Source organism: Lysinibacillus sp. COL-1 (assembly GCF_059814265.1).
In genome coordinates this window covers 3,041,249-3,066,661 of sequence record NZ_JCAWSJ010000004.1, presented here as the reverse complement: position 1 = coordinate 3,066,661, position 25,413 = coordinate 3,041,249, and the positions used below count along the sequence as shown (strand labels likewise).

Below are 25,413 nucleotides of genomic sequence, written 5' to 3'. Positions count from 1 at the left end.
TGGAGATGATTCAAAATGAGTATGCAATATGAGCAACTATTTGAAAAAATCCGTCCGGCAATTGATAGTAAGATGGCAGAGTTCAAACATTATCAATATGATGCCATTACGGCGGAAGAACTTTGGCGCTACTGTATTGAAAAAAAATGGCGTAAAAAGAAAATCGAACAGCTACGTTTACATGAGGTGATTGCGACCATTTTTGCGGTATCACCATCTGATATTGTCTCATTTAATCAAGTAGAGTTTTTACAAAGTAATAATTGGTTTGAAGAAGTAGGTATGGAAGAATTACAATTACTGCTTGGTCCAGTTAGAACGTAATCAAGGATGTGTCAAATTTTACAATATTTCAAAGAATCCTAAATGTGTTGAATTGACACCAAGCGCAACCTGTTTCATAATAAGTGTGTTGCGCTGTTTTTATTTTGAATAAGTTTTTACTTACATAAGTCTTGAATGCTCTTTTACTTGCATTTGGAAGGCTAGTACCTAATAATACAAAGATAAACTTGCGCGTTATGAACGATTGAATAAGTAGAGCAACCTTTTTGAGGCACAGGTAACACGATTCTAAAGGAAAAGGAGGATTAAACGTTTCAAAAGGTATTGCTAGTTACTTGTTTGGCGTGTAAGGACAGCCCTTACACCAATTCGAGGAGGATTTATTGATGAAACTAAAAAGTCGTATAGTTGCATTCCTATTAATTCTAGTGCTTTTCGCAGCAGGAATTAGTACGACTGTAAACGGCGTCTTAAAGGACATCAAGCTTGGTCTTGACTTACAGGGCGGGTTTGAAGTACTTTACGAGGTAAATGAATTAAAAGATGGTCAAAAAATTACACCTGAAATCGTCACTGCTACGGCAACAGCTCTTGGCAACCGTGTAAATGCTATTGGGGTAAGTGAACCTAGCATTCAAGTTGAGGGAGAAAACCGAATCCGTGTGCAATTAGCAGGTGTTGAAGATCAAGAATCTGCACGTAAGTTATTGTCTACTTCTGCGAATTTAACATTCCGTGATGTTGATGATAATTTATTATTAGATGGAGATGATCTAAAAGAAAATGGAGCAAGTGCTTCCTTTGACCAACAAAATCGCCCAATTGTTTCGCTAAAATTAAAAGATGCGAAAAAATTTGCTGATGTAACAAGTAAGATTGCTGCGAAACCCGCAGGACAAAATTTATTGGTTGTATGGTTAGACTTCGAAGAGGGTGTTGATTCTTATAAAGCGGAATCACAGAAAGCGAAGCCTCGCTATGCATCTGCAGCAACAGTTTCTCAAACATTAAATACAACAGATGTAATGATAAGTGGTAATTTCTCTGTTGAAGAAACAAAAAATCTATCAGGTATTTTAAATGCAGGGGCATTACCTGTTAAACTTGATGAAATTTATTCAACTTCTGTGGGTGCTCAATTTGGTGATGAAGCACTGAAAAGCACTATTTTCGCTGGTATTGTTGGCGTAGTAATCATTTTCTTATTTATGCTATTCTACTATCGTTTACCAGGCTTTATTTCGATCATCACACTTGGTGTATTTACATTCCTAGTACTGGTTGTATTTGATTGGATTAATGCAGTCTTAACGCTTCCTGGTATAGCAGCCATTGTGCTTGGTATAGGAATGGCAGTAGATGCCAATATTTTAGCAGCAGAACGTATTCGAGAAGAATTACGTGTCGGCTACTCGGCGAAGCAAGCCTTCCTACTAGGCTCTAAACAATCTTTATCAGCCATTGTTGATGCACAGCTAACTACATTATTAGCAGCAGGTGTACTATTCTACTTTGGGACAAGCTCTGTTAAAGGATTCGCTACAACATTAATCATTAGTATTTTATTGAGCTTCTTAACAGCAGTGTGGGGCTCACGTGTACTATTAGGTTTACTTGTGAACAGTGGCTATTTCAATAATCCAGCCTGGTATGGTATTGCGAAATCAAAACAACATAGTCTGGATGAAAATATTGGTGCATTAGATTTATCAACGAAATTTGATCGCTTTGACTTTGTACACAATCGTAAGAAATTCTATACATTCTCATTAGCTATTTTAGTGGCTGGTTTAGTTGTTCTTGGTATTTTCCGTCTAAACCTTGGTATTGATTTCTCAAGTGGTACACGTATTCAAATTGAAGCAGATCAAACATTAACAAAAGAAGCAGTGGAAAAATATGTTGATAGTATCGGCTTCCCTTCGGAAGATGTAGTTCTTTCAGGAGAAAAGAGTACCTCAGCGGTTGTACGTTATAAAACCGATTTATCTCAAGCAGATATTTTAAAATTCCAAAAAGAAACAACTGAGGAATATGGTCATAAACCTACTGTAAGTACAGTATCTCCTACTGTTGGTAAGGAACTTGTGAAAAATGCCATTAAGGCATTATCTCTTGCAGCACTAGGTATTATCATTTATGTGGCGATTCGCTTTGAATGGCGCATGGGGGTCGGGGCAATTGTTTCGCTTCTGCATGATGTATTCTTAATTGTTGCTGTGTTTAGTTTCATGCGTTTAGAGGTAGATATTACGTTTATTGCGGCTGTTTTAACAATTGTTGGTTATTCTATTAATGATACAATCGTTACCTTTGACCGTATGCGTGAAAACTTAGATCGATATGATACCATTAATGACCGTGAAATATTGGCAAATATTGTGAATAAATCGCTACGCCAAACGATGGGACGTTCTGTTAATACAGTGTTAACTGTTATTATCGTTGTTGTATCCCTATTAATTTTTGGTGCACCATCTATTCAAAACTTCTCTATCGCTTTATTGATTGGTTTAATTACAGGTATGTATTCTTCTATCTGTATCGCCGCTCAAATCTGGTATTCATTAAAAATTCGTGAAATGAAAAAATCAGATGGAAAGCTACTCAAGAAAGAGAAAAAACAATGGGGAACTGACGAACCTACAGTATAATTTAGTAAGCAGGGAATAGAAAACGATTCGTTTTCTATTCCCTGCTTTTTTGTAGGCGAGATTGCCGAGTGTATTTATAATTTAAATTGCTGAAGGACTTCTTGGAGCTGTTGCGCATTCTGACTTAATTCCTCAGCAACCGCATTCACTTGCTGCATTGTCGCCACTTGTTCGTCAACAGACTCTGCAATCAGTTGAGAATTGCTAGCTGATTGATTTGAAACATTGGCTGTTTCGGTGACAGAGGCGGCAACCTGCTCGGCACTTGCTGAAATTTCTTCGGATGTGGCAGATATTTCTTCAATTTGCTCTGTAAAGGCTGTGACCGCTGAGGTAATAGAGTAGAAAGCATCTCCTGCCTCGTGAATTTTAGACACGCCGTCCTGTACAGAAGCTAAGCCATGGTCCACTGCATTAGCCACATTGCGCGTATCTGTTAGGATTTCCCTCGTAATGGCAACAATTTGATTAGCAGATTGATTGGATTCCTCTGCTAGTTTACGTACTTCATCAGCTACAACGGCAAAGCCTTTACCATGTTCTCCAGCTCTTGCTGCTTCAATGGCCGCATTGAGAGCAAGTAAATTTGTTTGTTCTGAAATGGCTGTAATGACAGTTGTAATTTGTCCAATTTCTTCCGATTGCTTACTTAGCTTTTGAGTCAATGTGGCAATTTCAGAGGTAGCCACAGAAATGATATTCATTTGTTCTTCCGCTGTTGAAATCGTTGCTCCTCCTGTATGGGCTAGTTGGCGCATACTCTCTGCATTGTGGTGAAGACTATGTGTCGCCTCAGCAATGCGTTGAACACCTGCTGCTGTTTCATCCATTGCCAGAGCACTTTGCTGCGAGGTACGAGCGGAAGAAGTGAGCGATGTTGCGTTTTCTTGAATTCTTTGTGCAATATCATCGGATGTTACCGTTACTTCCTCTGTGCTCGCAGTAAGCTCTTCAGAGACAGCTGATAAATGGGATGCACTGTCTTGAATGTTCGTCATCAGACCAGCTAGACTTTGTTTTAATGTATTGACTGCACCCGCAAGTATGCCAATTTCATCTTTTGTCTGATGGTCAAGCTCAGCGATTGTTAAATCTCCTTGTGCTAATGTGTCTGCTGCTTCAGTGACCTTCCGTAATGGCTGAACAATGGAGTTTTTAACAAAATACATAAAATATATACCAATAATAATACTAGCAATTAGTAGACTAATGGAAATAATAAGAGCACGTGAAACGGTATGATTTACTTCTTGATCGACCTTTTGAAGCTGCTCATCATGATAAGCTAATAAATCAGTTGTTAGCTTGAAGATTTCCTTATTGTATTTTGTGACATCGTTATTTATGTAAGTGAGAGCTAAATCCGTATTGCCACTATTAAACGTCTGCAAGGCTTTCGCTGAAGAGGCTAGTAACTCGTTTTGTAATGCAGTGACTTGTTGCATAATATCTTTTGTATAATCAGAGCGAACAAGACCAGAAAGTTCTTGAACTGTTTCAGGTAAAAGTTTGTGATAACGCTCTAAATTATCCCGAGCTGCTTCATCCTTATTATTTAAAACATAGGAGCGTAAAAATAAACCTTGAGACGCAAGTTGTTGCTGTATATTCTCCGTTAATTGAATTTGAACAATACGATGCTTCAATACTTCCTCTAAATCATTTTGTGTTGTTTTGAATTGAAGAAATGATAAGATGCTTGAAATGAGTAGTAAACAGGTTAAAGAAATGAAGCCTAAATTTAATTTTTTGCGAACGGACATATACGTTCCTACTTTCTATATATTATATGGAAAAAATTATTGTTCTGAAATTACTATAACTTGATATATTTACATGGTCAATACTCAGAAAATATTCAATAGTAAGGAATCCTTTTCCCTTTTAAGGTCTTTTTGAAGGATAATATACCTACATAAAAAGTTCTTACGAAAACATAAATTTCAATCTTTTTCTTCAGAATTAATTGACAATTAAATTGGTTTGGCATAGAATTAAGGCTAACTTTTTGTTCGGTCAAGGTAGAAGGCTTCGGGAGCGAGGTCAGCCTAAGAACAGATGAGCTGAGTTTAGATGAGAATAGCTGAGAAATTGTTGAATAAGAGTAGTAGCATAGGTATGTAATTTAGAGAGTCAGTGGGTGGTGTGAACTGATTTACAGCTTATGTGAATGGACTTATGAGAGTCGCTTTTAAAAGCGAACGTGATTCCCCACGTTATAGGGGTGCTTTGAATGTATGGCTAAAATGAAGCTGGTCATCATAGAAAGCACAAAAGTGAGAGCATATGCTCTAATATGAGGTGGCAACGCGGTCATGATCGTCCTCTGCAATTAGGAATAATCCTTTTTGCAGAGGGCTTTTTTTATTTTGCTTCAGCATTCGTCTAGACATTAGCAAAAGGAATTTTTGAAAAGGAGCTTATAAGCTATGCAAACAACGAGTTCAAGAACAAAAATGAAAACTATCAATGGCGATTCTTTAACACCTATTTTAATTTTCAGACGTTTACAGGGGAAATATAAATTTTTGCTGGAGAGCTCTGCACAGCATGAGGGAGCAGGCAGATTTTCATTTATTGGTGCGAATCCACGAAAAACCTATAAAGGTGTGGGACAAGAAATTCAGGAGATATCCTATAAAACGGGAAAAACATATGTGCATAAAGGGGAGCTTTTTGTCCTCCTTAAACGACTTATGCCACGTATCTCTAATACGACACAATTTCCGTTTTCAGGAGGTGCTGTCGGATATATAGGTCATGGTGGAACGACAATGTTCGCTGACGAGAAAATAGGGCTTCCTGATGCGCACTTCCATGTGTATGAAACGATCATTGTGTTCGATCATTTAACAGATGAAGTGACACTGATTCATACAAATATTGATGCGGAAAAACAGCAACCTGATTTGGAAGTGCTGGCCCAACAATTATTAAATGGTGATGCTTATGACGAAGCAACTTATCATTATCACGCAATAGAAAAGGCAACGGATGAATCCTTTGCAGCAGAGTTACAGGCGATGCAAACCAAGTTAAATGATGACATAACAAGGGTAGTACTGCCTAAGCGTTATGTAGCAAATTTTCAAGGTGATGCGTTTTCCTTATACAGACAGCTACGCAAAAAAAAACCTGCACCCTATATGTATTATGTAGAGTTTGAGGATCACGTTATATTAGGCACTTCTCCTGACAGCCTTATACGAGTGAAGGGGGAGCGAGTGATAGCCACACCAACGGAGGGCACCTATCCACGTGGGGAGACTAAAAGTGAAGACCTAAAAAATGAGCGCACATTATATGAACAAACGGACATTCGAAATTCACATGCAATACTCGTTAGTGCCATTCAGCAAAAATTACAGTCTGTTTGTTTTCGAGACTCTGTTCAGGTCATTGAGGCCATGCGTATTGAAAGGTCAAAACAGGCATTGCACTTGACGTCGAGAGTAGAAGGTCGGCTTTTACCTATGTTGCACGCTTTGGATGTACTGGCAGTAACAATCCCACCATTTTCAGTTACAGAGATTTCTAAGAAGCAGGTGATACGTTACTTAGAAAATGGGTCACACATGGCAGGTATTTTTGGTGATGCTCTTGGCTTTATTGGATTCAATGGCCATTTGGATTTTGCTTTAACAGCGCAATCCATTGTAGTTGAACATGAAACGATGTATATGCAATCCACAATAACAATGACTAAATATACGAATATCCCTAACGTGTTACAGCAAGTGCAAGAGGAAGAGAAAGGTTTTTTACAGTTATTGGTTAACGATGGAGGGCGAAACTGATGGAACAATTACAACGGAAAGTAGTGCAAGGTGAACATCTGATGTATGAGGAAATGCTGAAGGTCGCGCAATGGTTATTTCAGGATGAGACACCTAAAGAGGAAATCGCCAGTTTTTTAACGGCTTTAGCTGTGAAAGGGGAAACAGCACACGAGGTAGCAGCATTAGCAACTATTATGCGTTCTTTTGCACGTGATGTAGCTGTAAAAGAAGACGACTATATGGATAATTGTGGTACGGGTGGAGATGGTCTTCATACCTTCAACATTAGTACAGCCTCTGCTTTTGTACTAGCTGGAGCAGGTGTCAAAATGGCAAAGCATGGGAATCGTAAAATATCTTCATCCTCGGGTAGCTCAGATGTGTTGGAGGCATTAGGTATTCATACAGCTATTTCCATACCTCAAACGATTGAATTGCTAGAGAAAGAAGGAATTGCTTTTATCTATGCACCGAATGTTCATCCAAAATTAAAGCGAATTGGCGAAGTTCGTCGTTCATTAGGAAAACCAACGATTTTTAATCTAGTCGGTCCTTTAACCAATCCAGTACCATTATTTACGCAATTCACAGGTATTAATCGTCCTGATTTTGTCATGGAATATGCCTCAGTCCTACAGATGCTGGGGCGGGAGCGAGCCATTGTTGTTTCAGGTCCTAAGGGGCTTGATGAGGCTTCCTTAGCAGGACAAAATACATTGGTCCTAGTAGATAGAGGAGATTTAATTCCCTTCTCCTTGTCGGCTGAAGATATTGGTCTTCAAGCAGCACCTTTAGAAGCTATCCGTGGTGGCAATGCAGATGACAATGCGGTCATTATGAAAAAAATATTGGCTGGAGAGCACAGTGCGTACTTAGATACGGTGTTATTAAATACGGGTATTGGCTTATTCGGTTATGGTCAAGCAGAAACCATTAAAGAAGGTGTCGCGATGGCGAAGGAAAGTATTTTTAGTGGGAGAGCATTGAAAAAATTGGAAGCAGTTATTACTTACAGTGAACAAATGAAAGAAGTGGAGGTAGGGCAATGAATATACTCTATAAAATTCTGCAGCAAAAGAAAATTGAGATAGGTGCTTTATTAGAGCAGCCAGATCCTTTAGCAAATTTTACAGAAAAGTCACGACCCTCATTAGTCGAAACATTACGTCAAGCTACAACATTACAGGTCATTGCTGAAATGAAACGTGCTTCGCCCTCCAGGGGGGTCATCGCTGGTGCGGCAGATCCAGTTGCTCAAGCACAGGTCTATGCACAGGCAGGAGCAGCAGCTATTTCTGTTTTAACAGATAAGGCGTTTTTTAAAGGCTCCTTTGAAGATTTAGCGGCAGTTGCTCATGTTGTTGACACGCCTCTTCTTTGTAAGGATTTTATGATAGATCGGGTGCAGATTCGATTTGCGAAGGCAGCAGGTGCCTCTATTATTTTATTAATTGTGGCGGCCTTAACGGATGACGCTTTACGCGACTTATATAGTTATGCAACGGGCTTAGGCCTAGAAGTTTTAGTGGAAGTACACGATACAGAGGAGCTTGAACGTGCTCTTGCAGTAGATGCAAAGTTGATTGGTGTCAATAATCGGGATTTACGTACCTTTGAGGTTAGTCTACAACGGACAAAAGAAATTGCCGAAGTTTTCCCATTCAGTGAGCAACGTATATTAATTAGTGAAAGTGGTATTTGGTCACAGGAAGATGCCAATCAAGTTGCCACAATGGGAGCTAGTGGCGTTCTTGTAGGGGAGGCATTGATGCGCAGTGAAGACGCGGGGCAAGCACTACAATGTTTACAGGTACAAAAGGAGGCAGCTTCTATATGACAAAAGTCAAAATTTGTGGATTACAAGAACAAGAACATGTCAAAACAGCTATTCATGCTGGCGCAGATGCCATTGGTTTTGTTTTTGCACCAAGTAAACGTCGTGTAACTGTTGAGCAAGCCCAACAGTTAGCGAAGGAGGTGCCACGAGGTGTTTTGAAAATAGGTGTCTTTGTCAATCCCACACCAGCTGAATTAAAGGAAGCGGTAGAGCGCGTGCCTTTAGACTATGTGCAATATCATGGAGAGGAAACGCCAGCATTTATTCAGGAGCAAGGCTACCCAGCCATTAAGGCATTGTCGATACGAGGAAGAGAGGATGTTCAAGCAGCTGTTCATTATCAGGTGGATTATTATTTATTTGATGCGCCTGGAACAGATTTTAAAGGTGGTAGCGGTCATACTTTTGATTGGACGTTACTTGAGGAAGTAGGTATTCTACGAGAGAAATTATTATTAGCGGGTGGTCTCAATGTGGACAATATTGAAGCGGCCATTTCAAGTGTTGCTCCTGTAATGGTGGATGTATCAAGTGGCGTGGAAACAGACGGAGTCAAAGATTCTATAAAAATACAGGCATTTTTGCAGGCAGTAAAGAGGGGGAGCGAATAATGGGAAATTCAATCGCATTTAATGTACCGACTAAGGAAGGTCGTTACGGACAATTTGGTGGACGTTATGTGCCAGAAACATTAATGACAGCTTTACTAGAATTAGAAACAGCTTATGAAGAAGCGATGAAGGATTCAATGTTTACAGAGGAGCTATCCTATTATTTACAGGAGTATGTAGGGCGAGAAACCCCACTCTATTACGCAGAAAATTTAACGAGCGCACTTGGAGGAGCTAAGATTTATTTAAAGCGTGAAGATTTAAATCATACAGGTGCACATAAAATTAACAATGCGATTGGGCAGGCGCTTCTTGCCAAACGCATGGGCAAAAAGAAAATTGTTGCTGAAACAGGTGCAGGACAGCACGGTGTGGCAACGGCTACTGCTTGTGCCTTATTAAATCTAGAATGTGTTGTTTTTATGGGTGCGGAAGATATGAAACGTCAGCAGTTAAATGTTTTTCGCATGGAGCTACTTGGCACAAAGGTTCAATCGGTGGAAAGTGGTTCTAAAACTTTAAAGGATGCTGTGAATGCAGCGCTACGCTATTGGGTGACAAATGTTGAGGATACGCATTATATTTTAGGCTCTGCCTTAGGACCTCACCCATTTCCTAAAATCGTTCGAGACTTTCAGCGTGTCATTGGGGTAGAAACGAGAAAGCAAATTTTGCAAAAGGAAGGTCGTTTACCTGATGCTGTTGTGGCTTGTATTGGTGGTGGCAGTAATGCAATCGGTATGTTTCATCCGTTCGTAGATGATGCATCAGTCGCTTTATATGGTGTAGAGGCTGCAGGGAGTGGTCTTGAAACAGGGAAACACGCTGCGGCAATTGCAGGTGGACAATTAGGTGTATTGCATGGTGCCTACATGTATTTATTACAGGATGAAAATGGCTTTGTCCAAGAAGCACATTCGATTTCCGCGGGGTTAGATTATCCGGGAAAAGGGCCAGAGCATTGTTATTTACATGATATCGGTCGAGCGCAGTTTGACGCCATCACAGATGCTGAGGCACTAGAAGGCTTACAATTGTTAAGTCGAACAGAGGGGATACTTCCTGCGCTTGAAAGTTCCCATGCTATTGCTTACACAGCAAAACTTGCTAAAACCATGCCGAAAGACCAGATCATTGTAGTGTGCTTGTCTGGTCGCGGAGATAAGGATGTACACACGGTTAGGGCGGTACTAGGAGGAGATGGCAAATGACGACGTTACAACAAGCAATTGAACAAGCAAAGGTAGCAGGAAACAAAGCCTTTATTCCATATATCATGGCAGGTGATGGAGGGCTAGAAACGATCAAGCCAACCATCCTAACACTACAGCAGCTAGGTGTGACAGCTATTGAAGTAGGTATCCCCTTTACAGACCCTGTTGCAGATGGGCCAACAATTGAGCGGGCAGGCGAACGTGCACTCGCAGCTAGCGTAACATTAACGAAGGTATTGCAAACGCTCACTTCATTTAGAGATGAAATCACGGTACCTCTAGTTGTCATGACTTATTTCAATCCAGTGTTAGCGTATGGCTTAGAGGCTTTTGCAAAAGCCTGTGTAGCTGGGGGCGTTAAGGGAATAATCGTACCAGATGTTCCATTAGAAGAAAGTGCTCTATTACGGGAGGCATTAAACCCATATACGATTGATGTTGTTCAACTCGTCTCTTTAACAAGCCCTCCTGAGCGTATTGCTCGTATTGCAGCAGCTAGTCAGGGCTTCGTTTATGCTGTGACTGTGAATGGAATTACAGGGGCAAGGTCCCGTTTTGCTGCAAACTTAGAGCAGCATTTTGCAAGTCTACGTCAAGCAAGTCCAATCCCTGTGCTTGCAGGCTTTGGTATTTCAACACCTGAGCAAGTGAAAAGGATGGGGTCATTGGGAGATGGAGTTATTGTCGGTAGTGCTATTGTAACAGCATTGCATGAAGAAGATATGGCCACCGTGGCAGCATTAGTGGCCGCTTCAAAAGGTGTATTCGAGAAGTCTACTCTATAGAGTAGGCTTTTTTGCTGCTAGATGGATAGTAAGTTTAAACTGATGGATTAATCAGTAAAAGGGGCGGATAGAAATTTCACATTGATGGATAAAACTATCAATCTAACGGATAGTGCGTATCCAATAGAATTTCGGTATAATAGCTTTCGTAAGGAAGTGAGAAGATGATTCTATCGAAAAAAAGATGGCAGGTGGAGCGTCCAGATGCCACACTTGTACAAGCATTACAAAATGACTTACAACTTTCCGCGATTGCTGCAAAAATTTTAGCAGCACGAGGCTGTGAAACTACGGCTGAAGCAGAAAGCTTATTAAATATGACTGAAGCAAATGTCCATGACCCATTTCTTATGTACGGTATGGCTGAAGCAGTAGCACGAATTGAGCAAGCATTAGAAAATGGGCAGAAGATTTTAGTCTATGGCGATTATGATGCCGATGGTGTCACAAGCACGACTGTTATGCTAAATGTTTTACTAGATCTTGGAGCGGATGTATCCTTTAAAATCCCCAATCGTTTTATCCATGGTTATGGTCCACATGAAGCATTATTTCGTGAAGCATATGAAGAGGGTGTACAGTTAATCATTACAGTAGATAACGGGATATCTGGTATCGAACCTGTTCGAGTGGCTAAAGAGCTTGGCATGGATGTCATTGTGACAGATCACCATGAGCCAGGTGAGGAACTACCACCAGCAGATATTATTCTTCATCCTCGATTACCAGAAGGACATTATCCGTTTGGAGAGCTAGCTGGAGTAGGTGTAGCCTTTAAGTTAGCACATGCTTTATATGGTGAACTACCAATCCATTTAATGGAATTGGTGGCGATTGGAACTGTAGCCGATTTAGTTCCTTTAGTGGATGAAAATCGCTATCTCGTGAAGCGAGGTATACAGGAAATGCGTCGTTCCCTTAGTCCATGGGTACAAGCAATGTGTGATATAGCCAGTACAGAGCAGGCAAAAATTACGGAAGAGACAATTGGCTTTTATTTTGGTCCTCGATTAAATGCTGTTGGTCGACTCGGAGAAGCAGCTCCAGGAGTCGAGTTATTAATGGCAGATGATAGTGCTAAAGCAAGCGCATTGGCAAAGCAGCTTAATGCCTGCAATACAGAGCGCAAAGATATTGTGAAAAGCATTACAGATGAGGCCATTGCACTTATTGAATCGGATGAAAAAATCGGCAATTCCTTAGTTCTTGTTGTGGCGGGGGAAGGCTGGAATGCAGGCGTTGTTGGAATAGTTGCCTCACGACTTGTTGAGCAGTACTACCGTCCAACCATTGTCCTTTCACTTGATCCTGAAAAGGGCACAGCAAAGGGTTCCGCTCGAAGCATTGAAGGCTTCCATCTATATAATGAACTAGCTAAAAACCGAGATATTTTACCGCATTTTGGTGGACATCCTATGGCCGCAGGCATGACCTTATCGTTAGAGCATGTGGATGAACTACGTACACGCTTGGATGCACAGGCAAGAGAATGTTTAACAGAGGAGCAATTAACACCAATCGTCCATATTGATATTCCGTTAAGCATCGATGAAGTTTCAGCAGATGCTATTGAAGAAATTTCAGCACTAGGACCATTTGGAACAGATTTTCCAAAGCCTGTTTACGTACTTGAGGATGTTGAAATCTCATCTATGCGTAAAATTGGAGCAGCTGAGAATCATATTAAAATGGAATTAACAAATGGCTATGATAAATTAGATAGTGTCGGCTTTAATAAAGGGCATTTACATGATGAATTAACGTATGGCATTAAAGTATCCTTTATAGGCGATTTACAAATTAATGAATGGCAGGGACGTAAAAAAGCCCAATTTATGATCGAGGATGTCCAAACAACGGAATGGCAGCTATTTGATATTCGTGGTATCCGTCAAACTGCGCGTTGGCTTAATACGGTACCAAAGGATGAGGCACAGTTTATTGCCTTTCATCCAGCAACGATGGCGTATTATCAATCATTGATTGGTGCTCCTATTACAGTAGTTGACCCAGCACTATCCAATGTGGAACAAAGTGATTATATTGTGCTCTTAGATTTGCCACAACAAGTTCAAAGACTAGAAGAGGTGTTACAGAAGACGACACCTTCACGTATTTATGCGCATTTTTATATGCCTGATTCGCAATACTTTAGTGGTTTACCTACTCGTGAGCAATTTTCTTGGTATTATAAATTTTTGAAAAATCGACCAGCCTTTCCGCTTGATATGCATATAGCAGATTTAGCAAAGCATACAGGTTGGCCATTGGATGTATTAAAATTTATGACACAGGTGTTTTTTGAGCTTGGTTTTGTTAAAATGGAGAGTGGACTGACGACTGTCAACGTGAATGCCCCAAAACAAGCACTAACAGAGGCACCGTCTTACAAACAACGTTCAGAACAGATTGAAATGGAGCAAAAGCTTGTCTATGCTCCTTATATAGAATTAAAACAATGGTTTGATGAACGATTAACATAAACGGACGTACAGCGTTTCGTAGGAGGAGCAATAACATGGATTTAAAGCAATATGTTACAACAGTTGAAAACTGGCCGAAAGAGGGCATTAGCTTCAGAGATATTACGACAATTATGGATAATGGACCAGCATACAAATATGCAACAGACCAAATTGTAGAATATGCAAAAGAAGTGGGAGCTGAAATTGTAGTTGGCCCTGAGGCTCGTGGTTTTATCATCGGTTGCCCAGTTGCCTATGCACTTGAAATTGGCTTTGCACCTGTTCGTAAACCAGGTAAATTACCACGTGAGGTTATTAGTGCAGACTATGGTCTTGAATATGGTCAAGATACGTTAACAATGCATCATGATGCGATTAAGCCTGGTCAAAAGGTTTTAATCTGTGATGATTTACTAGCAACGGGTGGGACAGTTGAAGCAACTGTTCGTTTAGTAGAAGAATTAGGTGGTCAGGTAGTAGGCTGTGCCTTCCTAATCGAACTTTTAGAATTAAATGGTCGTGCAAAGCTTGGAGATCTAAATATTAAAACACTTATTCAATATTAAGAGAAAGCGTCTACCATAGTGGGCACTTCAGATTGTAGACAAACTCAAGAAATTACGAGTTTGCCTACAGTCTTTTTCTTTTACAATGAAATAAAGTAAAGCCGATACGGGCCGAGTTGCTTTCCCTGCTCCATCCAACTTCTTCCCTATTACTGTGTTGATTAACCGTAAACTTTTAAGCTGATGAAAGCTGAAGACGGATAATTAAATCAATAAACGTGAACAATTAGAAATGGTAACGGTTGATCAATTTATACCATTCGAGCGAAAATTAGAGGCTGCTATTTACCCTTTAGTAGAAACGACTTACTAAGCTTATGGATGCCCAAATATTGATCATGCCACTCTATATTTGGTAAGTAATTAGAAGAAAAAATGACAACAGCCATCGAGGTGAACTTTTCGATGGCTGTTGTTTGCAGTTTGAAGCGCTCAATAAAGTAGGTACTTTTTAATCTTCATCATATGTTTGGATGATCCTTTGTATTGTGCGCAAGGTATCATAGAAATCTGCATATTTTTCAACCCCTATATCTTCGATGATTCTATCTTGAATCGTTTGCCAAATGGGTGCGGCTTCATGCAGCTTTTCTAATCCTTTTTCAGTGAGCGTAATCTTTTTAGTGCGCGCATCGCTTGTGTCTCGCTTTAATTCAACATAGCCATGTTGCTTTAATAGATTAATATTACGGGTCACAGTCGTTTGATCAAGTTGTAAAATTTCACCTAAACGGCTAATTGAGACAGTTTGCTGAAGATCGATATGGGCCAGCATGGAATATTGTGTAACCTTTAAACCAGTGGGCTGTAGCAGCTTATCATATAATTGTGTGACAACCCTTGTTTTTTTTCTAAGGTTTGCACAAACACAGATTTGTGTATAATCGATTGTTTTAAGTTGATTCTTCATCGTCAGTACTCCTTTGAGGGGATTCTACTAATTGTAAGTATACACCTAAGAGCTAGAAAAGACTGCTTGACAGCTATAGGAACGATTATTATCATTATACATGTATATACATATAAATGGAATGAAGAGATCGCAAAACATGTATATACATGTTTTGTTATGCATCTCACAAGAAAAGAAGGTGTTAGGATGAAGCGAGTTCATTATAGCTGGTTGATTTTGATTGTCACATTTTTCTCGATTATTGTAGCAGGGATTACAATGTCATCGTCTGGTGTTTTCCTGGATCCCCTCGAAAAAGAATTTCAATGGGATCGCTCAACGATTGCTTTAGCATTTGCTGTAAGTTTATTTTTATATGGCATATCTGGACCATTTATGGCGGCGCTGCTTGAAGTCATTGGCTTAAAGAAAATGATGCTTAGTGCCATGTCTACTTTAATAGTAGGAATGACCTTAACCTTTTGGATGAGCCAATCCTGGCAGTTAATCATTATTTGGGGAGGTATCATTGGGCTTGGTGCGAGCCTTTTTTTAACGGTGCTCAGTCCCTATGTAGCGAATCATTGGTTTGTTAAACGCAGAGGGCTGGCAGTTGGGATTTTAACGGCTAGTACAGCCACAGGTCAATTAATTTTACTGCCAGTGCTAGCCATTATTATTGAACATTATTCTTGGCGATGGGCAATGGGATTAATCCTACTCCTGAGTACCATGATGTTCGTCATGATTGCTATGTTTATTAAAAACAAGCCGCAAGATATTGGTCTAACCCCTTACGGTCATGATGAGATTATAGAAGAGCCGCAAGTACAGCCCAAGAAGAATCCAATTAGTATGGCATTTCTTGGTTTAGCAGAGGCAGTTAAAGTCAAAGCATTTTGGCTCTTAGCAGGCAGCTTTTTCATTTGTGGTCTTTCGACAAGTGGATTAATCGGAACTCACTTTGTGTCATATTGTATTAGCTTTGGCGTTCCGCTAGTAACCGCTGCATCTCTTCTTTCTTTTATGGGGGTGTTTAACTTATTAGGCACGACTGTCTCTGGCTGGCTATCGGATCGCTTTGATAATCGTTGGCTATTATTTTGGTATTACTTGTTAAGGGGAGCTTCTCTCTTGCTACTCCCTTATGCACTCGCTCAAGGCTCCTTTGTTTTATTGACGATTTTCAGCATCTTTTATGGACTCGATTGGATTGCCACAGTACCACCAACTATCAGCATTACACGACAAATTTTTGGGATGCAAAAAAGCAGCATTATTTACGGATGGATATTCGCCTCACATCAGGCAGGAGCGGCAGTTGCTGCGTATGGGGGTGGGTTAATTTATAAATTTTTCAATTCCTACACATGGGCTTTTTTCCTTGCTGGCCTATTCTGTGCATTGGCAAGCTTATTCGTTATCATTGTAAAAAAACAAACGCCTCAGCAAGGATAAACAGTCGACTAAAAAAGTTGAACCTCGACAGAAAGAGGTTCAACTTTTTTTATCAATATTAGTTTGACATTTAACAAACAAAAGTTTACAATATAAACAAATATAATAAAAGGTGATGCTATGAATGAAAGAGAACAGGCGGTGCTTGCTTTAATTCGCCAAAACCCGTTTATGTCTCAGCAAGAGATGGCAGATACAATGAATCTGTCCCGTCCCGTGCTTGCTAATTTAGTGTCTAGTTTAACAAAGCAAGGAAAAATTGTAGGTCGTGCTTATATTTTACCCGAGGAAAATGAAATTATTTGCATCGGGGGAGCTAATTTAGACCGAAAATTCCATGTGAAGGGCAATGTTCAATTTGGAACATCTAACCCTGCCAGCTCTTCTTTTAGTGTAGGTGGAGTTGGTCGAAATATTGCTGAAAACTTAGGCAGATTAAACCATCAAGTGACGTTATTAACAACGGCTGGTAAAGATGCTGATTGGCAAGTGATCCAAGAAGCTTCGGAATCCTTTATGAATCTACGTTATGTGGAGCAGCTAGCTGAGGCTTCTACGGGTTCCTATACAGCTATTATGGATGAACAAGGTGAGCTAGCATTAGCTGTAGCCAATATGGAGGTTTATGACCTGCTGTTACCGAGTTTGTTGAAAAAGCATGAAACAATGCTAGTGAATGCTGGTTGCTTTATTTTGGATTTAAATTGCCCGAAAGAAACAGTGGCGTATATCCAGCAAGTAGCCATTGCTCGTGCCATTCCATTAGTCATTGTGCCAGTATCTTCGCCAAAAATGAATCGACTACCTGAAACATTACAAGGTGTAACTTGGTTTATTTGTAACACGGATGAAGCAGAAACAATTGTTGGACATAAAATTGAAAGCGCTACCCATTATGAAAAAGCATTACAACAGCTCTTACAACTAGGTGCTGAACATGTCATTATCACAGCTGGTAGCAAGGGTGTTTATGCAGCATCTACGACGATCACACCTCGTCATTTCGCTGCGAAAGTGATCAACAAAATTGAAGATGTTACAGGAGCAGGAGATGCGTTTGTCAGCGCTGTGATACACAGTTGGTTGACAGGTCAATCTTTTGAGACATGTATTGATGCAGGGTTAACAAATGCTAAAAATACATTGGCATCTCCTTATACAGTAAGACCTGAATTATCAGTAGATTTGTTAAAAAATGAAATGAATGAAATGGAGGAATAACAACATGAAAGAATTCATCGTATTATCAGAAGAAGTAAAAGCAGGACAAGCAAAAGGTCTACCAATCGTGGCATTAGAATCTACAATCATTTCACACGGTATGCCATATCCACAAAATGTGAAAACTGCGCGTGAAGTTGAGCAAATTATTCGCGATAATGGTGCAGTACCTGCAACCATTGCCTTAATAGATGGCAAAATCAAAATCGGTTTATCAGATGAAGAGCTAGAGATGTTTGGAAATTCACAAGGCGTTGCAAAAGCTTCACGTCGTGACTTAGGCTACTTACTTGCAACAAAAAAATTAGGTGCGACAACAGTTGCAGCTACAATGATCTGTGCTGAACTTGCAGACATTGAAATCTTTGTAACAGGTGGTATTGGTGGTGTACACCGTGGTGCTGAAACAACAATGGATGTCTCTGCTGACTTAGAAGAATTAGCACAAACTAATGTGGCTGTTATTTGCGCGGGTGCAAAATCTATTCTAGATATTGGTCTTACATTAGAATACCTTGAAACAAAAGGGGTACCAGTAGTTGGTTATGGTACAGATGAATTACCAGCATTCTACACACGTCAAAGTGGTTTCGATGTCAACTTCCAGCTTGATACACCAGAGGAGATTGCAGCAATGCTATCTGCGAAATGGCAATTAGGGTTAAAAGGTGGCGCTGTCATTGCCAACCCAATTCCAGAAGCTGAAGCATTAGATCATACATTTATTACAAACATTATTGAAAAAGCTTTAGCTGAAGCTGAAGAGAATGGTATTCAAGGTAAAAACGTTACACCATTCTTACTTGGTAAAGTAAAAGAATTAACAGAAGGTAAAAGTCTTGATGCGAACATTGCATTAGTGAAAAACAATGCAGTCGTTGGCGCAAAAATTGCTGTTGCCTACAATCAATTACACTAATCATTTGTCGAAACAAGAACCCTTTGTGACATCCTGTCGCAAAGGGTCTTTTTCATTAAAAAGAAGAGTATTTTTTCCATTTTTCGAACTGTTCACGAGATTAACTAAACTAAATGACACAGTCTCTTTACAATAGGCTACAAAATTTTATACAATTAAGTTTATATCTAATCTGAAAAATTTGACGAGCAAGGTGGACATGTTATGGCGAAAGAGCAAATTTTGACTCCTGAGGACGTTTTTGAGTTAGTCAAATCCTACATGAATGATGAAAATGTCACATTCGTGAAAAAAGCATATGAATTAGCAAGGGATGCCCATATTGAGCAATTCCGTAGCTCTGGTGAACCTTATATCATTCACCCAGTACAAGTGGCAGGTATTCTAGCTGAATTACAAATGGACCCGGAAACAGTAGCGGCAGGTTTTTTACATGATGTTGTCGAAGATACGGATTTTACGCGGGATGATTTGGTACGGGAATTTGGCGAAGAAGTAGCCGTGCTTGTTGATGGTGTGACAAAGCTAGGGAAAATTAAATATTTATCAAAAGAGGCGCAGCAAGCAGAGAATCATCGAAAAATGTTTGTAGCTATGGCACAGGATATTCGTGTCATCTTAATTAAGCTAGCAGACCGTCTCCATAATATGCGTACGTTAAAGCATTTACCTGCTGAAAAGCAGCGACGTATATCGAAAGAGACGCTAGAAATTTTTGCACCACTTGCACATCGTCTGGGAATCTCGACTGTAAAATGGGAGCTTGAAGATACAGCACTTCGCTATTTAAACCCACAACAATATTATCGTATTGTCAGTTTGATGAAGAAAAAGCGTGATGAGCGTGAGGCTTATTTAGAGAATGTCATGGCTGAGATGAAGTCACAGCTTAATGAGGTTGAAATTGAAGCAGATATCTATGGTCGTCCAAAGCATATTTACAGTATTTATCGAAAAATGGTGCTCCAAAAGAAACAATTTAATGAAATTTATGATTTATTAGCCATACGTGTACTTGTCGATAGTATTAAAGATTGCTATGCGGTTTTAGGGATTGTGCATACACTCTGGAAACCGATGCCAGGGCGCTTTAAAGACTATATTGCCATGCCAAAACAAAACCTGTATCAGTCCTTACACACGACCGTTATTGGACCCTATGGTGATCCATTAGAGGTTCAGATTCGTACGAAGGAAATGCACAAAATTGCAGAGTACGGGATTGCGGCACACTGGGCGTATAAAGAGGGCAAAAATGTTGATCATCAAAAGCAAAATGTCGATCAAAAATTAACATGGTTCCGTGAGATTTTAGAATTCCAAAATGAATCTTCTAATGCCGAAGAATTTATGGAATCCTTAAAATTTGATTTATTTTCTGATATGGTCTACGTATTTACACCTGAAGGCGATGTCATCGAATTGCCAGCGGGTTCTGTGCCCATCGATTTTGCCTATCGTGTCCATTCAGAGGTCGGAAATCGTACGATTGGGGCAAAAGTCAATGGGAAAATGGTGCCGCTTGATACACCACTGAAAACCGGCGATATCATTGAAATTTTAACATCTAAGCAATCCTTTGGTCCGAGCCGCGATTGGCTAAAAATAGCACAATCCTCACAGGCGAAAAATAAGATTAAGCAATTCTTTAAACGACATTTGCGTGAAGAGAATATCATCAAAGGGAAAGAAATGATTGAAAAGGAAATTCGTGCTCAGGATTTCGATTTAAAGGAAACGATGTCATCAGAAAACCTCAAACGTGTATGTGATAAATTCAACTATACGAATGAGGAGGACTTGTATGCAGCAGTAGGAGTGAATGGCATTACTGCACAGCAAGTGGTTAATCGTTTAGCAGAAAAACGTCGTAAAGAGCGTGAGCAGGAAGAAGCTTTAGAGAAAATTGAACAAAAAATGAAAAATCCAATTCCGCAAAAACGAACGGAATCGGGTGTCATCGTCAAGGGCATTGATAATATGCTTATTCGACTTTCTCGTTGTTGTACGCCTGTACCTGGTGATGAGATTGTAGGCTTTATTACAAAAGGTAGAGGTGTTTCTGTACACCGTGCAGACTGTCCAAATATTCAAATTGAGGATGAGCAAGAACGTTTAATTGAAGTGGAATGGGAGCATGGAATCATCCCTGAGAAAAAAGAATATCCAGTGGATATCGAAGTGTCAGCCTTTGATCGACCTGGTATTTTAAATGAAATTATGCAAATTGTTAGTGAAACAAAAACAAATATTTTAGCAGTCAGTGGTCGTGCTGATCGTGATAAAATGGCAACAATTCATTTAACGATTTCCATTTCAAACATTTCACATTTGCATAAGGTTGTTGAGCGGATTAAACAAACACCTGATATTTATTCAGTGCAGCGTGTCATCAATTAATGATTGGCAACAACATAGAATTGGGGTTTTAATGCATGAAAGTAGTATTACAGCGCAGTAAAGCTGCTTCTGTAACGGTTGACGGAGCTGTCACAGGAGCGATTGATAATGGCTATGTTCTTCTAGTAGGTATTACACATGAGGATACACATGAGGATGTCGCTTATTTAGCGAAAAAAGTAGCAAATTTACGCCTTTGGGAAGATGCGGAAGGAAAAATGAATCATTCGATCCAAGAGCATGGAGGCGCAATTTTATCCGTCTCACAATTTACATTGTATGGGGATGCAAAAAAGGGAAATCGTCCTAGTTTCATCAGTGCAGCTAGACCAGAAGTAGCCGAACCGCTGTGGGAAGCTTTTAATCAAGCATTGCGTGAGCTCGGCTTACATGTGGAAACAGGTATTTTTGGTGCAATGATGGATGTTGCACTAATCAACGATGGTCCAGTAACAATACTTCTAGAATCAAAATAATGGAACATTTCCTATAAATCCTTCATATACTAATGAGTATGGTTAGTTTTATAGGAAGGAGTGTCTTGAACTTGACGCAGATAGGGAGTAGATCTAATCCATATTTATACGAAACACTTAACATGATGATTGGCCAGGCAGTAGTGGTGCAAACAGAAAAAACGATGCAAAAAGGTATTTTATTATCCATACTACCTGACCATATGATCCTTGAGATGAATCGTACCCCTTTCTTCATTCGAATGGAGGAAATTGTATGGGTTACATTGGAAACTACAAAAAATTGATGAAGTACGAACCTTCGAATCATAAAAGATGATAGAAGGTTCTTTTTTATATTTTAAGGTATAATGAGCAAATTTAATTATTAGAATATTGAGTTTATATTGGTTTGAGGGCAGAAGCAGGGATCGTTCATGGAGAAAGACACTTTTGGTATGTCTCTTGTGAAATCGGTCATAAAGCGACTAGAATTATACTCAACTAAGAAACAAGTAGTAATGGCTGCTAATATACTATTTAATACTGTCATGAATAGGTTTAAAGGAGGTTATATATTATGAACATAATGAAGAAAATAGCCAAGATAGTGGGAATAATTCTAGCTATTTTCGCTTTGTTTATAGGGGGTGGATACGCTATTCTTGAGATTAATCCATTTGGGAATAAACTAGGCAAGCCAGTTGCGGATATTGAGCACAAAGTTGAAATTTGGGGAGAAGAAGTTGCAGGAAATCATTCTGGAAGTAAGCTAGACGATATGAATATTAAGGGTAATCCTAACAGACTCTTAGCAACATTCAAATTTTCTACTAGTATTGTGGGAGAAGAATATAAAGACAATGAAGCTGCAATTGATACCTTTACATATGTCCATGAAATTGTAGGAGGCTATGAAAAATCTACCTATGAAGATGAACCATATCTGATTCCTTATACGAGGTCAAACAGTGACAGTGCCATCATTATTATTCCAGGAGGTGGCTATGGCTTTAAGGAAATGGATGGTGGAACTGCTGAAGGAAAAGAAGTAGCTGAATCATTAAATAAGGCAGGTATCAATGCATTCGTTCTACACTATCGTTCTAACCCATATGAATGGCCTATTCCCCAATTGGATGTTCAGCGGGCTGTCCGTTATCTACGTTATCATGCAAATGATTATGGTATTCATCCAGATAAAATTGGATTGATCGGTTTTAGCGCGGGTGGTTTTCAAACCGGTAGCTTTATTAATCTCATTCAGGGGAAAAATCTGTTTCCTGATAGTTATCAGCTTGATGACATCGATGCAGTCGATGATCAAGTAGTCTCTGCAGCTATGATTTATCCAGCATTGACCTATCGCTATAATGTGCCTATGCTCTTTGCTTCTTTTAAAGATGAAGATGTAAGAAGTCCAGAAGTGCGTGAAGAGCTTTTGAATCAGACAGATTTATCTAAACATTTTAGCACAGCAAATATACCTCAGTTTATTGCTTATGGGACGAATGATTTAGCTGTTGGGGTAAAAGGGCCACAAGAATATATTCAATCTGCACGAGTAGCAGATGCGGATATTACTGAAGTTGTAGTAGAAGGTCAGAATCATGGCTTTAAGCAGGAACACTATATGAGAGAGTTTCTTGAATGGGTAAAAAAGGTTTTCAATTCCTTATAATGTGTCTTTTTTACTTTTGTTAATTGTAACTTGTGGAAGCAGAATCAATAATGCAAGCGATTGAATTAGTATATACACATGCATGGACTACTTGCTTTTCTGTAGGCGAGCGCCTCTCCGCTTCCTCTCCATGCAGGGGTTGGATACGGCAAAGTTTTACTAAATGTTGGAAAATAAAGAGAGAAAAATGACAAAAGCCATCGAGAGCGACTTCTCGATGGCCTTTGTATGAATTTATTTAACTTCTAAAATGAATTGATAGCTATTATCTATTGAAATAAAACTATTGTTGATTTAAAAGGATCTTTTCAATCACTGCAATCTCATACTAGGACTTTACTCAATTTCTTTCCATAAAGACAATGCGTTTATCCAATTTGGATCTCCGTATCCTTGATAGCTTTGAACGGCTACATAAATCTTTCCTTGGTACTCAACCTTATCTCCTTTTGTGTACGCCTTAAATGGACTCCATTGCTCATAAGAAGCCCCTAGATCTTTTGTAGTCACAGTTAAAATGGAACTTTTAATTGATTCATTTCCAGCCGCATCCACTGCAGTTACTGCATACATATATGTTGTATTCGATTGGAGATTCATGTCCATAAATGATGTAGTTTTTGATGTTCCAACAACAGACATTTGATCTGCTTGTGTTCCTTGATATATAACATAATGGTCAACTGCTACATTATCCTCTGATGCACTCCACATTAAGTCTGCACTTGAAGATGTTACGCCCATTGTGTGAAGTGCAGTCGGTTGCGTTGGTGCTTCTGTATCTGGAGCTGTATGCATTGTCTCTACAACTATCGATTCACTTTCATTAGAAACATTCCCAGCTGCATCCACTGCCTTTACCGTATATGTATACTTGGTAGTCGGTTTTAAATTTTTATCTGTGAATGTTGTTCCTGGTACCACTCCAACTACTTTATTATCACGTAATATCTGATATTCTTTTACACTCACATTGTCTGTAGAAGGACTCCATTTTAGCTCGGCACTGTTTGAAGTAACTTTCGTAGTATGTAATCCATTTGGCTGAGTTGGAGCTTCTATATCTACATTTCCATTATTCACTAAATTAACGTCGATTACATTATAGAATGCATTTGAAGTATCAGCTACATCCCAAACAGCTAGAATAATGTGGTAACCACTACGATCAGTTGGCACGTTAATTGTATGAGTTAAATTATTCGATGCAGCAGAACCATTATGTTCTACAGTTGCAATTAGCTCAAGGTCAGCACGGTTTAATGGTTTATTTGGATTCCATCCCTTTTTAGTAATATAATAGTGCCATTTGCTTGTCAAATGTGGCGCTGTATACTTCCATGTAAAAGTATTTGAACCTCCTGTAATCGTGTTCTTAAACCAACGATCAGCGGTTTGTTGATCGAGTATGCCACCAAACAGACCTCCAGCAGATGCGATTTTTCCATCAGCCGGCCCACTTTGTGGAAATCCCTTAGGTGCCTCTAAACTCTGTGGCTCATACATTATGTTTCCGCACATTAAATTAAGTGCTCCATAATTTTGACTACATAAAGCAGCTCGGCTAGCTGGTTTTTCAACAAACCCATGGGCATATGCATTTGGTGCCATTGAAATACCCATGATTCCAGCTGCTAATATGGCAGCGCTTATTCCCTTTTTACTTAATTTTTTTGTGAATTTAGTATTCATATAAATAGTCTCCTTTTGTTGGAATTGGATAGCAACTAGTATGATAGCAATATATTGAAAATTATTCAAAGTCTGTTTTTATAGGATAATAGTTTTGTTGTGCAAATAACTTTTGTTGCAAAATTAATGAGTATATAGACCTTAATTAGGTGAATATCTTACTTTAGAGGATTGTTTTCTATTAAAAATAATTAGGTATTATAATAAAATCTTCAAATCTATTAAAATTTGTCAATTTACGTACAGTTACTCTTCTCATTCGTGAAATGTAGCTATAGAAGTTGTTAACCTTGGTCACAATACTCAAGTTACGGCGCTCTGCTGAACGCATAATTATCCAATTAATCGAGTATGAATATTTTATGCTAGCAGAGGATAAGCATCCTTATCAGCAGGGTCGTCTGAGAAAGCTTGCTATGGCAACAAATAAATAGAATTTCTGAAATAATAGAAAATTAATACTTTACAATAAATTTGAACTCATGTATATTTATTTTCA

Annotated in this window: 21 protein-coding genes and 1 other annotated feature; of the genes, 18 read left to right on the top strand and 3 right to left on the bottom strand. The window is 39.2% G+C overall.

What is annotated here, in order from left to right; genetic code table 11:
- Window positions 1-15 precede the first annotated feature (15 nt).
- Entirely contained in the window at window positions 16-324 is a 309-nt protein-coding gene (locus tag AC6BKE_RS23400) for a post-transcriptional regulator (RefSeq protein WP_036124425.1), read from the top strand.
- A 347-nt stretch (window positions 325-671) separates the two neighbouring features.
- Complete coding sequence (secDF, locus tag AC6BKE_RS23395; RefSeq protein ID WP_101966519.1) at window positions 672-2,939, top strand: protein translocase subunit SecDF; 2,268 nt, start codon at window positions 672-674, stop codon at window positions 2,937-2,939.
- Window positions 2,940-3,013: 74 nt separating this feature from the next.
- Here secDF and AC6BKE_RS23390 read toward each other — a convergent pair whose 3' ends face one another.
- On the bottom strand, window positions 3,014-4,702 hold the full coding sequence (locus AC6BKE_RS23390; protein WP_271910524.1) for a methyl-accepting chemotaxis protein: 1,689 nt from the start codon (window positions 4,700-4,702) through the stop codon (window positions 3,014-3,016).
- 322 nt (window positions 4,703-5,024) lie between these two features.
- Window positions 5,025-5,269 (top strand) — a binding site (T-box leader).
- 99 nt (window positions 5,270-5,368) lie between these two features.
- Here AC6BKE_RS23390 and AC6BKE_RS23385 point away from each other — a divergent pair.
- The 8 genes from AC6BKE_RS23385 (at window position 5,369) to AC6BKE_RS23350 (ending at window position 14,196) form a co-directional block, all read left to right on the top strand.
- Window positions 5,369-6,736: a chorismate-binding protein gene (locus AC6BKE_RS23385; protein ID WP_340809270.1), complete on the top strand. Its 1,368-nt coding sequence runs from the start codon at window positions 5,369-5,371 to the stop codon at window positions 6,734-6,736.
- Entirely contained in the window at window positions 6,736-7,767 is a 1,032-nt protein-coding gene (gene trpD, locus AC6BKE_RS23380; protein ID WP_499858156.1) for an anthranilate phosphoribosyltransferase, read from the top strand. The genes AC6BKE_RS23385 and trpD overlap by 1 nt, the downstream gene beginning before the upstream one ends.
- A complete protein-coding gene (gene trpC, locus AC6BKE_RS23375) occupies window positions 7,764-8,555 on the top strand; it encodes an indole-3-glycerol phosphate synthase TrpC (RefSeq protein WP_340809269.1) in 792 nt (263 codons plus the stop codon). The genes trpD and trpC overlap by 4 nt, the downstream gene beginning before the upstream one ends.
- Window positions 8,552-9,166, top strand: a complete 615-nt coding sequence (locus AC6BKE_RS23370; protein ID WP_089934888.1) for a phosphoribosylanthranilate isomerase — start codon at window positions 8,552-8,554, stop codon at window positions 9,164-9,166. The genes trpC and AC6BKE_RS23370 overlap by 4 nt, the downstream gene beginning before the upstream one ends.
- A complete protein-coding gene (trpB, locus tag AC6BKE_RS23365) occupies window positions 9,166-10,377 on the top strand; it encodes a tryptophan synthase subunit beta (protein ID WP_271910518.1) in 1,212 nt (403 codons plus the stop codon). The genes AC6BKE_RS23370 and trpB overlap by 1 nt, the downstream gene beginning before the upstream one ends.
- Entirely contained in the window at window positions 10,374-11,165 is a 792-nt protein-coding gene (trpA, locus tag AC6BKE_RS23360) for a tryptophan synthase subunit alpha (protein WP_499858155.1), read from the top strand. The genes trpB and trpA overlap by 4 nt, the downstream gene beginning before the upstream one ends.
- Window positions 11,166-11,329: 164 nt before the next feature.
- Window positions 11,330-13,648, top strand: a complete 2,319-nt coding sequence (gene recJ / locus AC6BKE_RS23355) for a single-stranded-DNA-specific exonuclease RecJ (RefSeq protein WP_101966517.1) — start codon at window positions 11,330-11,332, stop codon at window positions 13,646-13,648.
- Between the two features lie 35 nt (window positions 13,649-13,683).
- Window positions 13,684-14,196 (top strand): adenine phosphoribosyltransferase, encoded by a 513-nt coding sequence (locus AC6BKE_RS23350; RefSeq protein ID WP_036124410.1) that lies wholly within the window; start codon window positions 13,684-13,686, stop codon window positions 14,194-14,196.
- Between the two features lie 451 nt (window positions 14,197-14,647).
- On the opposite strand, the gene AC6BKE_RS23345 is transcribed toward AC6BKE_RS23350, so the two are convergent.
- The gene (locus tag AC6BKE_RS23345) at window positions 14,648-15,106 is read right to left on the bottom strand and encodes a MarR family winged helix-turn-helix transcriptional regulator (RefSeq protein WP_499858154.1); all 459 of its coding nucleotides are present in this window, start codon (window positions 15,104-15,106) and stop codon (window positions 14,648-14,650) included.
- Window positions 15,107-15,295: 189 nt separating this feature from the next.
- Here AC6BKE_RS23345 and AC6BKE_RS23340 point away from each other — a divergent pair, with 189 nt between their 5' ends.
- The 7 genes from AC6BKE_RS23340 to AC6BKE_RS23310 all read left to right on the top strand — a co-directional run bounded on the left by AC6BKE_RS23340 (window position 15,296) and on the right by AC6BKE_RS23310 (window position 23,222).
- Window positions 15,296-16,546, top strand: a complete 1,251-nt coding sequence (locus AC6BKE_RS23340; RefSeq protein ID WP_271910509.1) for an MFS transporter — start codon at window positions 15,296-15,298, stop codon at window positions 16,544-16,546.
- Window positions 16,547-16,666: 120 nt separating this feature from the next.
- Window positions 16,667-17,767 carry a carbohydrate kinase gene (locus AC6BKE_RS23335; protein WP_499858153.1) on the top strand — a complete coding sequence of 367 codons (1,101 nt, stop codon included), beginning with the start codon at window positions 16,667-16,669 and terminating at the stop codon, window positions 17,765-17,767.
- A 4-nt stretch (window positions 17,768-17,771) separates the two neighbouring features.
- The gene (locus AC6BKE_RS23330) at window positions 17,772-18,686 is read left to right on the top strand and encodes a pseudouridine-5'-phosphate glycosidase (RefSeq protein ID WP_058845311.1); all 915 of its coding nucleotides are present in this window, start codon (window positions 17,772-17,774) and stop codon (window positions 18,684-18,686) included.
- 204 nt (window positions 18,687-18,890) lie between these two features.
- Window positions 18,891-21,086 (top strand): RelA/SpoT family protein, encoded by a 2,196-nt coding sequence (locus AC6BKE_RS23325; protein ID WP_036124404.1) that lies wholly within the window; start codon window positions 18,891-18,893, stop codon window positions 21,084-21,086.
- A 35-nt stretch (window positions 21,087-21,121) separates the two neighbouring features.
- On the top strand, window positions 21,122-21,562 hold the full coding sequence (gene dtd, locus AC6BKE_RS23320) for a D-aminoacyl-tRNA deacylase (protein WP_342503570.1): 441 nt from the start codon (window positions 21,122-21,124) through the stop codon (window positions 21,560-21,562).
- A 71-nt stretch (window positions 21,563-21,633) separates the two neighbouring features.
- The gene (locus tag AC6BKE_RS23315) at window positions 21,634-21,849 is read left to right on the top strand and encodes a DUF2642 domain-containing protein (protein ID WP_036124402.1); all 216 of its coding nucleotides are present in this window, start codon (window positions 21,634-21,636) and stop codon (window positions 21,847-21,849) included.
- Between the two features lie 272 nt (window positions 21,850-22,121).
- The gene (locus AC6BKE_RS23310) at window positions 22,122-23,222 is read left to right on the top strand and encodes an alpha/beta hydrolase (RefSeq protein ID WP_499858152.1); all 1,101 of its coding nucleotides are present in this window, start codon (window positions 22,122-22,124) and stop codon (window positions 23,220-23,222) included.
- Window positions 23,223-23,558: 336 nt separating this feature from the next.
- Here AC6BKE_RS23310 and AC6BKE_RS23305 read toward each other — a convergent pair whose 3' ends face one another.
- On the bottom strand, window positions 23,559-24,914 hold the full coding sequence (locus AC6BKE_RS23305; protein WP_499858151.1) for a lytic polysaccharide monooxygenase: 1,356 nt from the start codon (window positions 24,912-24,914) through the stop codon (window positions 23,559-23,561).
- A 290-nt stretch (window positions 24,915-25,204) separates the two neighbouring features.
- Between AC6BKE_RS23305 and AC6BKE_RS23300 the strand changes: the two genes are divergently transcribed.
- Window positions 25,205-25,348: a hypothetical protein gene (locus tag AC6BKE_RS23300; protein WP_157492983.1), complete on the top strand. Its 144-nt coding sequence runs from the start codon at window positions 25,205-25,207 to the stop codon at window positions 25,346-25,348.
- Window positions 25,349-25,413: the final 65 nt, after the last annotated feature.

Coding starts and splice junctions, on each gene's coding strand:
- AC6BKE_RS23310 (WP_499858152.1), top strand. CDS start 22,122: ATGAACATAATGAAGAAAATAGCCAAGATAGTGGGAATAATTCTAGCT.
- AC6BKE_RS23325 (WP_036124404.1), top strand. CDS start 18,891: ATGGCGAAAGAGCAAATTTTGACTCCTGAGGACGTTTTTGAGTTAGTC.
- AC6BKE_RS23345 (WP_499858154.1), bottom strand. CDS start 15,106: ATGAAGAATCAACTTAAAACAATCGATTATACACAAATCTGTGTTTGT.
- secDF (WP_101966519.1), top strand. CDS start 672: ATGAAACTAAAAAGTCGTATAGTTGCATTCCTATTAATTCTAGTGCTT.
- recJ (WP_101966517.1), top strand. CDS start 11,330: ATGATTCTATCGAAAAAAAGATGGCAGGTGGAGCGTCCAGATGCCACA.
- AC6BKE_RS23305 (WP_499858151.1), bottom strand. CDS start 24,914: ATGAATACTAAATTCACAAAAAAATTAAGTAAAAAGGGAATAAGCGCT.
- AC6BKE_RS23330 (WP_058845311.1), top strand. CDS start 17,772: ATGAAAGAATTCATCGTATTATCAGAAGAAGTAAAAGCAGGACAAGCA.
- AC6BKE_RS23335 (WP_499858153.1), top strand. CDS start 16,667: ATGAATGAAAGAGAACAGGCGGTGCTTGCTTTAATTCGCCAAAACCCG.
- AC6BKE_RS23385 (WP_340809270.1), top strand. CDS start 5,369: ATGCAAACAACGAGTTCAAGAACAAAAATGAAAACTATCAATGGCGAT.
- trpC (WP_340809269.1), top strand. CDS start 7,764: ATGAATATACTCTATAAAATTCTGCAGCAAAAGAAAATTGAGATAGGT.
- AC6BKE_RS23390 (WP_271910524.1), bottom strand. CDS start 4,702: ATGTCCGTTCGCAAAAAATTAAATTTAGGCTTCATTTCTTTAACCTGT.
- trpD (WP_499858156.1), top strand. CDS start 6,736: ATGGAACAATTACAACGGAAAGTAGTGCAAGGTGAACATCTGATGTAT.
- dtd (WP_342503570.1), top strand. CDS start 21,122: ATGAAAGTAGTATTACAGCGCAGTAAAGCTGCTTCTGTAACGGTTGAC.
- AC6BKE_RS23350 (WP_036124410.1), top strand. CDS start 13,684: ATGGATTTAAAGCAATATGTTACAACAGTTGAAAACTGGCCGAAAGAG.
- trpB (WP_271910518.1), top strand. CDS start 9,166: ATGGGAAATTCAATCGCATTTAATGTACCGACTAAGGAAGGTCGTTAC.
- AC6BKE_RS23340 (WP_271910509.1), top strand. CDS start 15,296: ATGAAGCGAGTTCATTATAGCTGGTTGATTTTGATTGTCACATTTTTC.
- AC6BKE_RS23370 (WP_089934888.1), top strand. CDS start 8,552: ATGACAAAAGTCAAAATTTGTGGATTACAAGAACAAGAACATGTCAAA.
- AC6BKE_RS23400 (WP_036124425.1), top strand. CDS start 16: ATGAGTATGCAATATGAGCAACTATTTGAAAAAATCCGTCCGGCAATT.
- trpA (WP_499858155.1), top strand. CDS start 10,374: ATGACGACGTTACAACAAGCAATTGAACAAGCAAAGGTAGCAGGAAAC.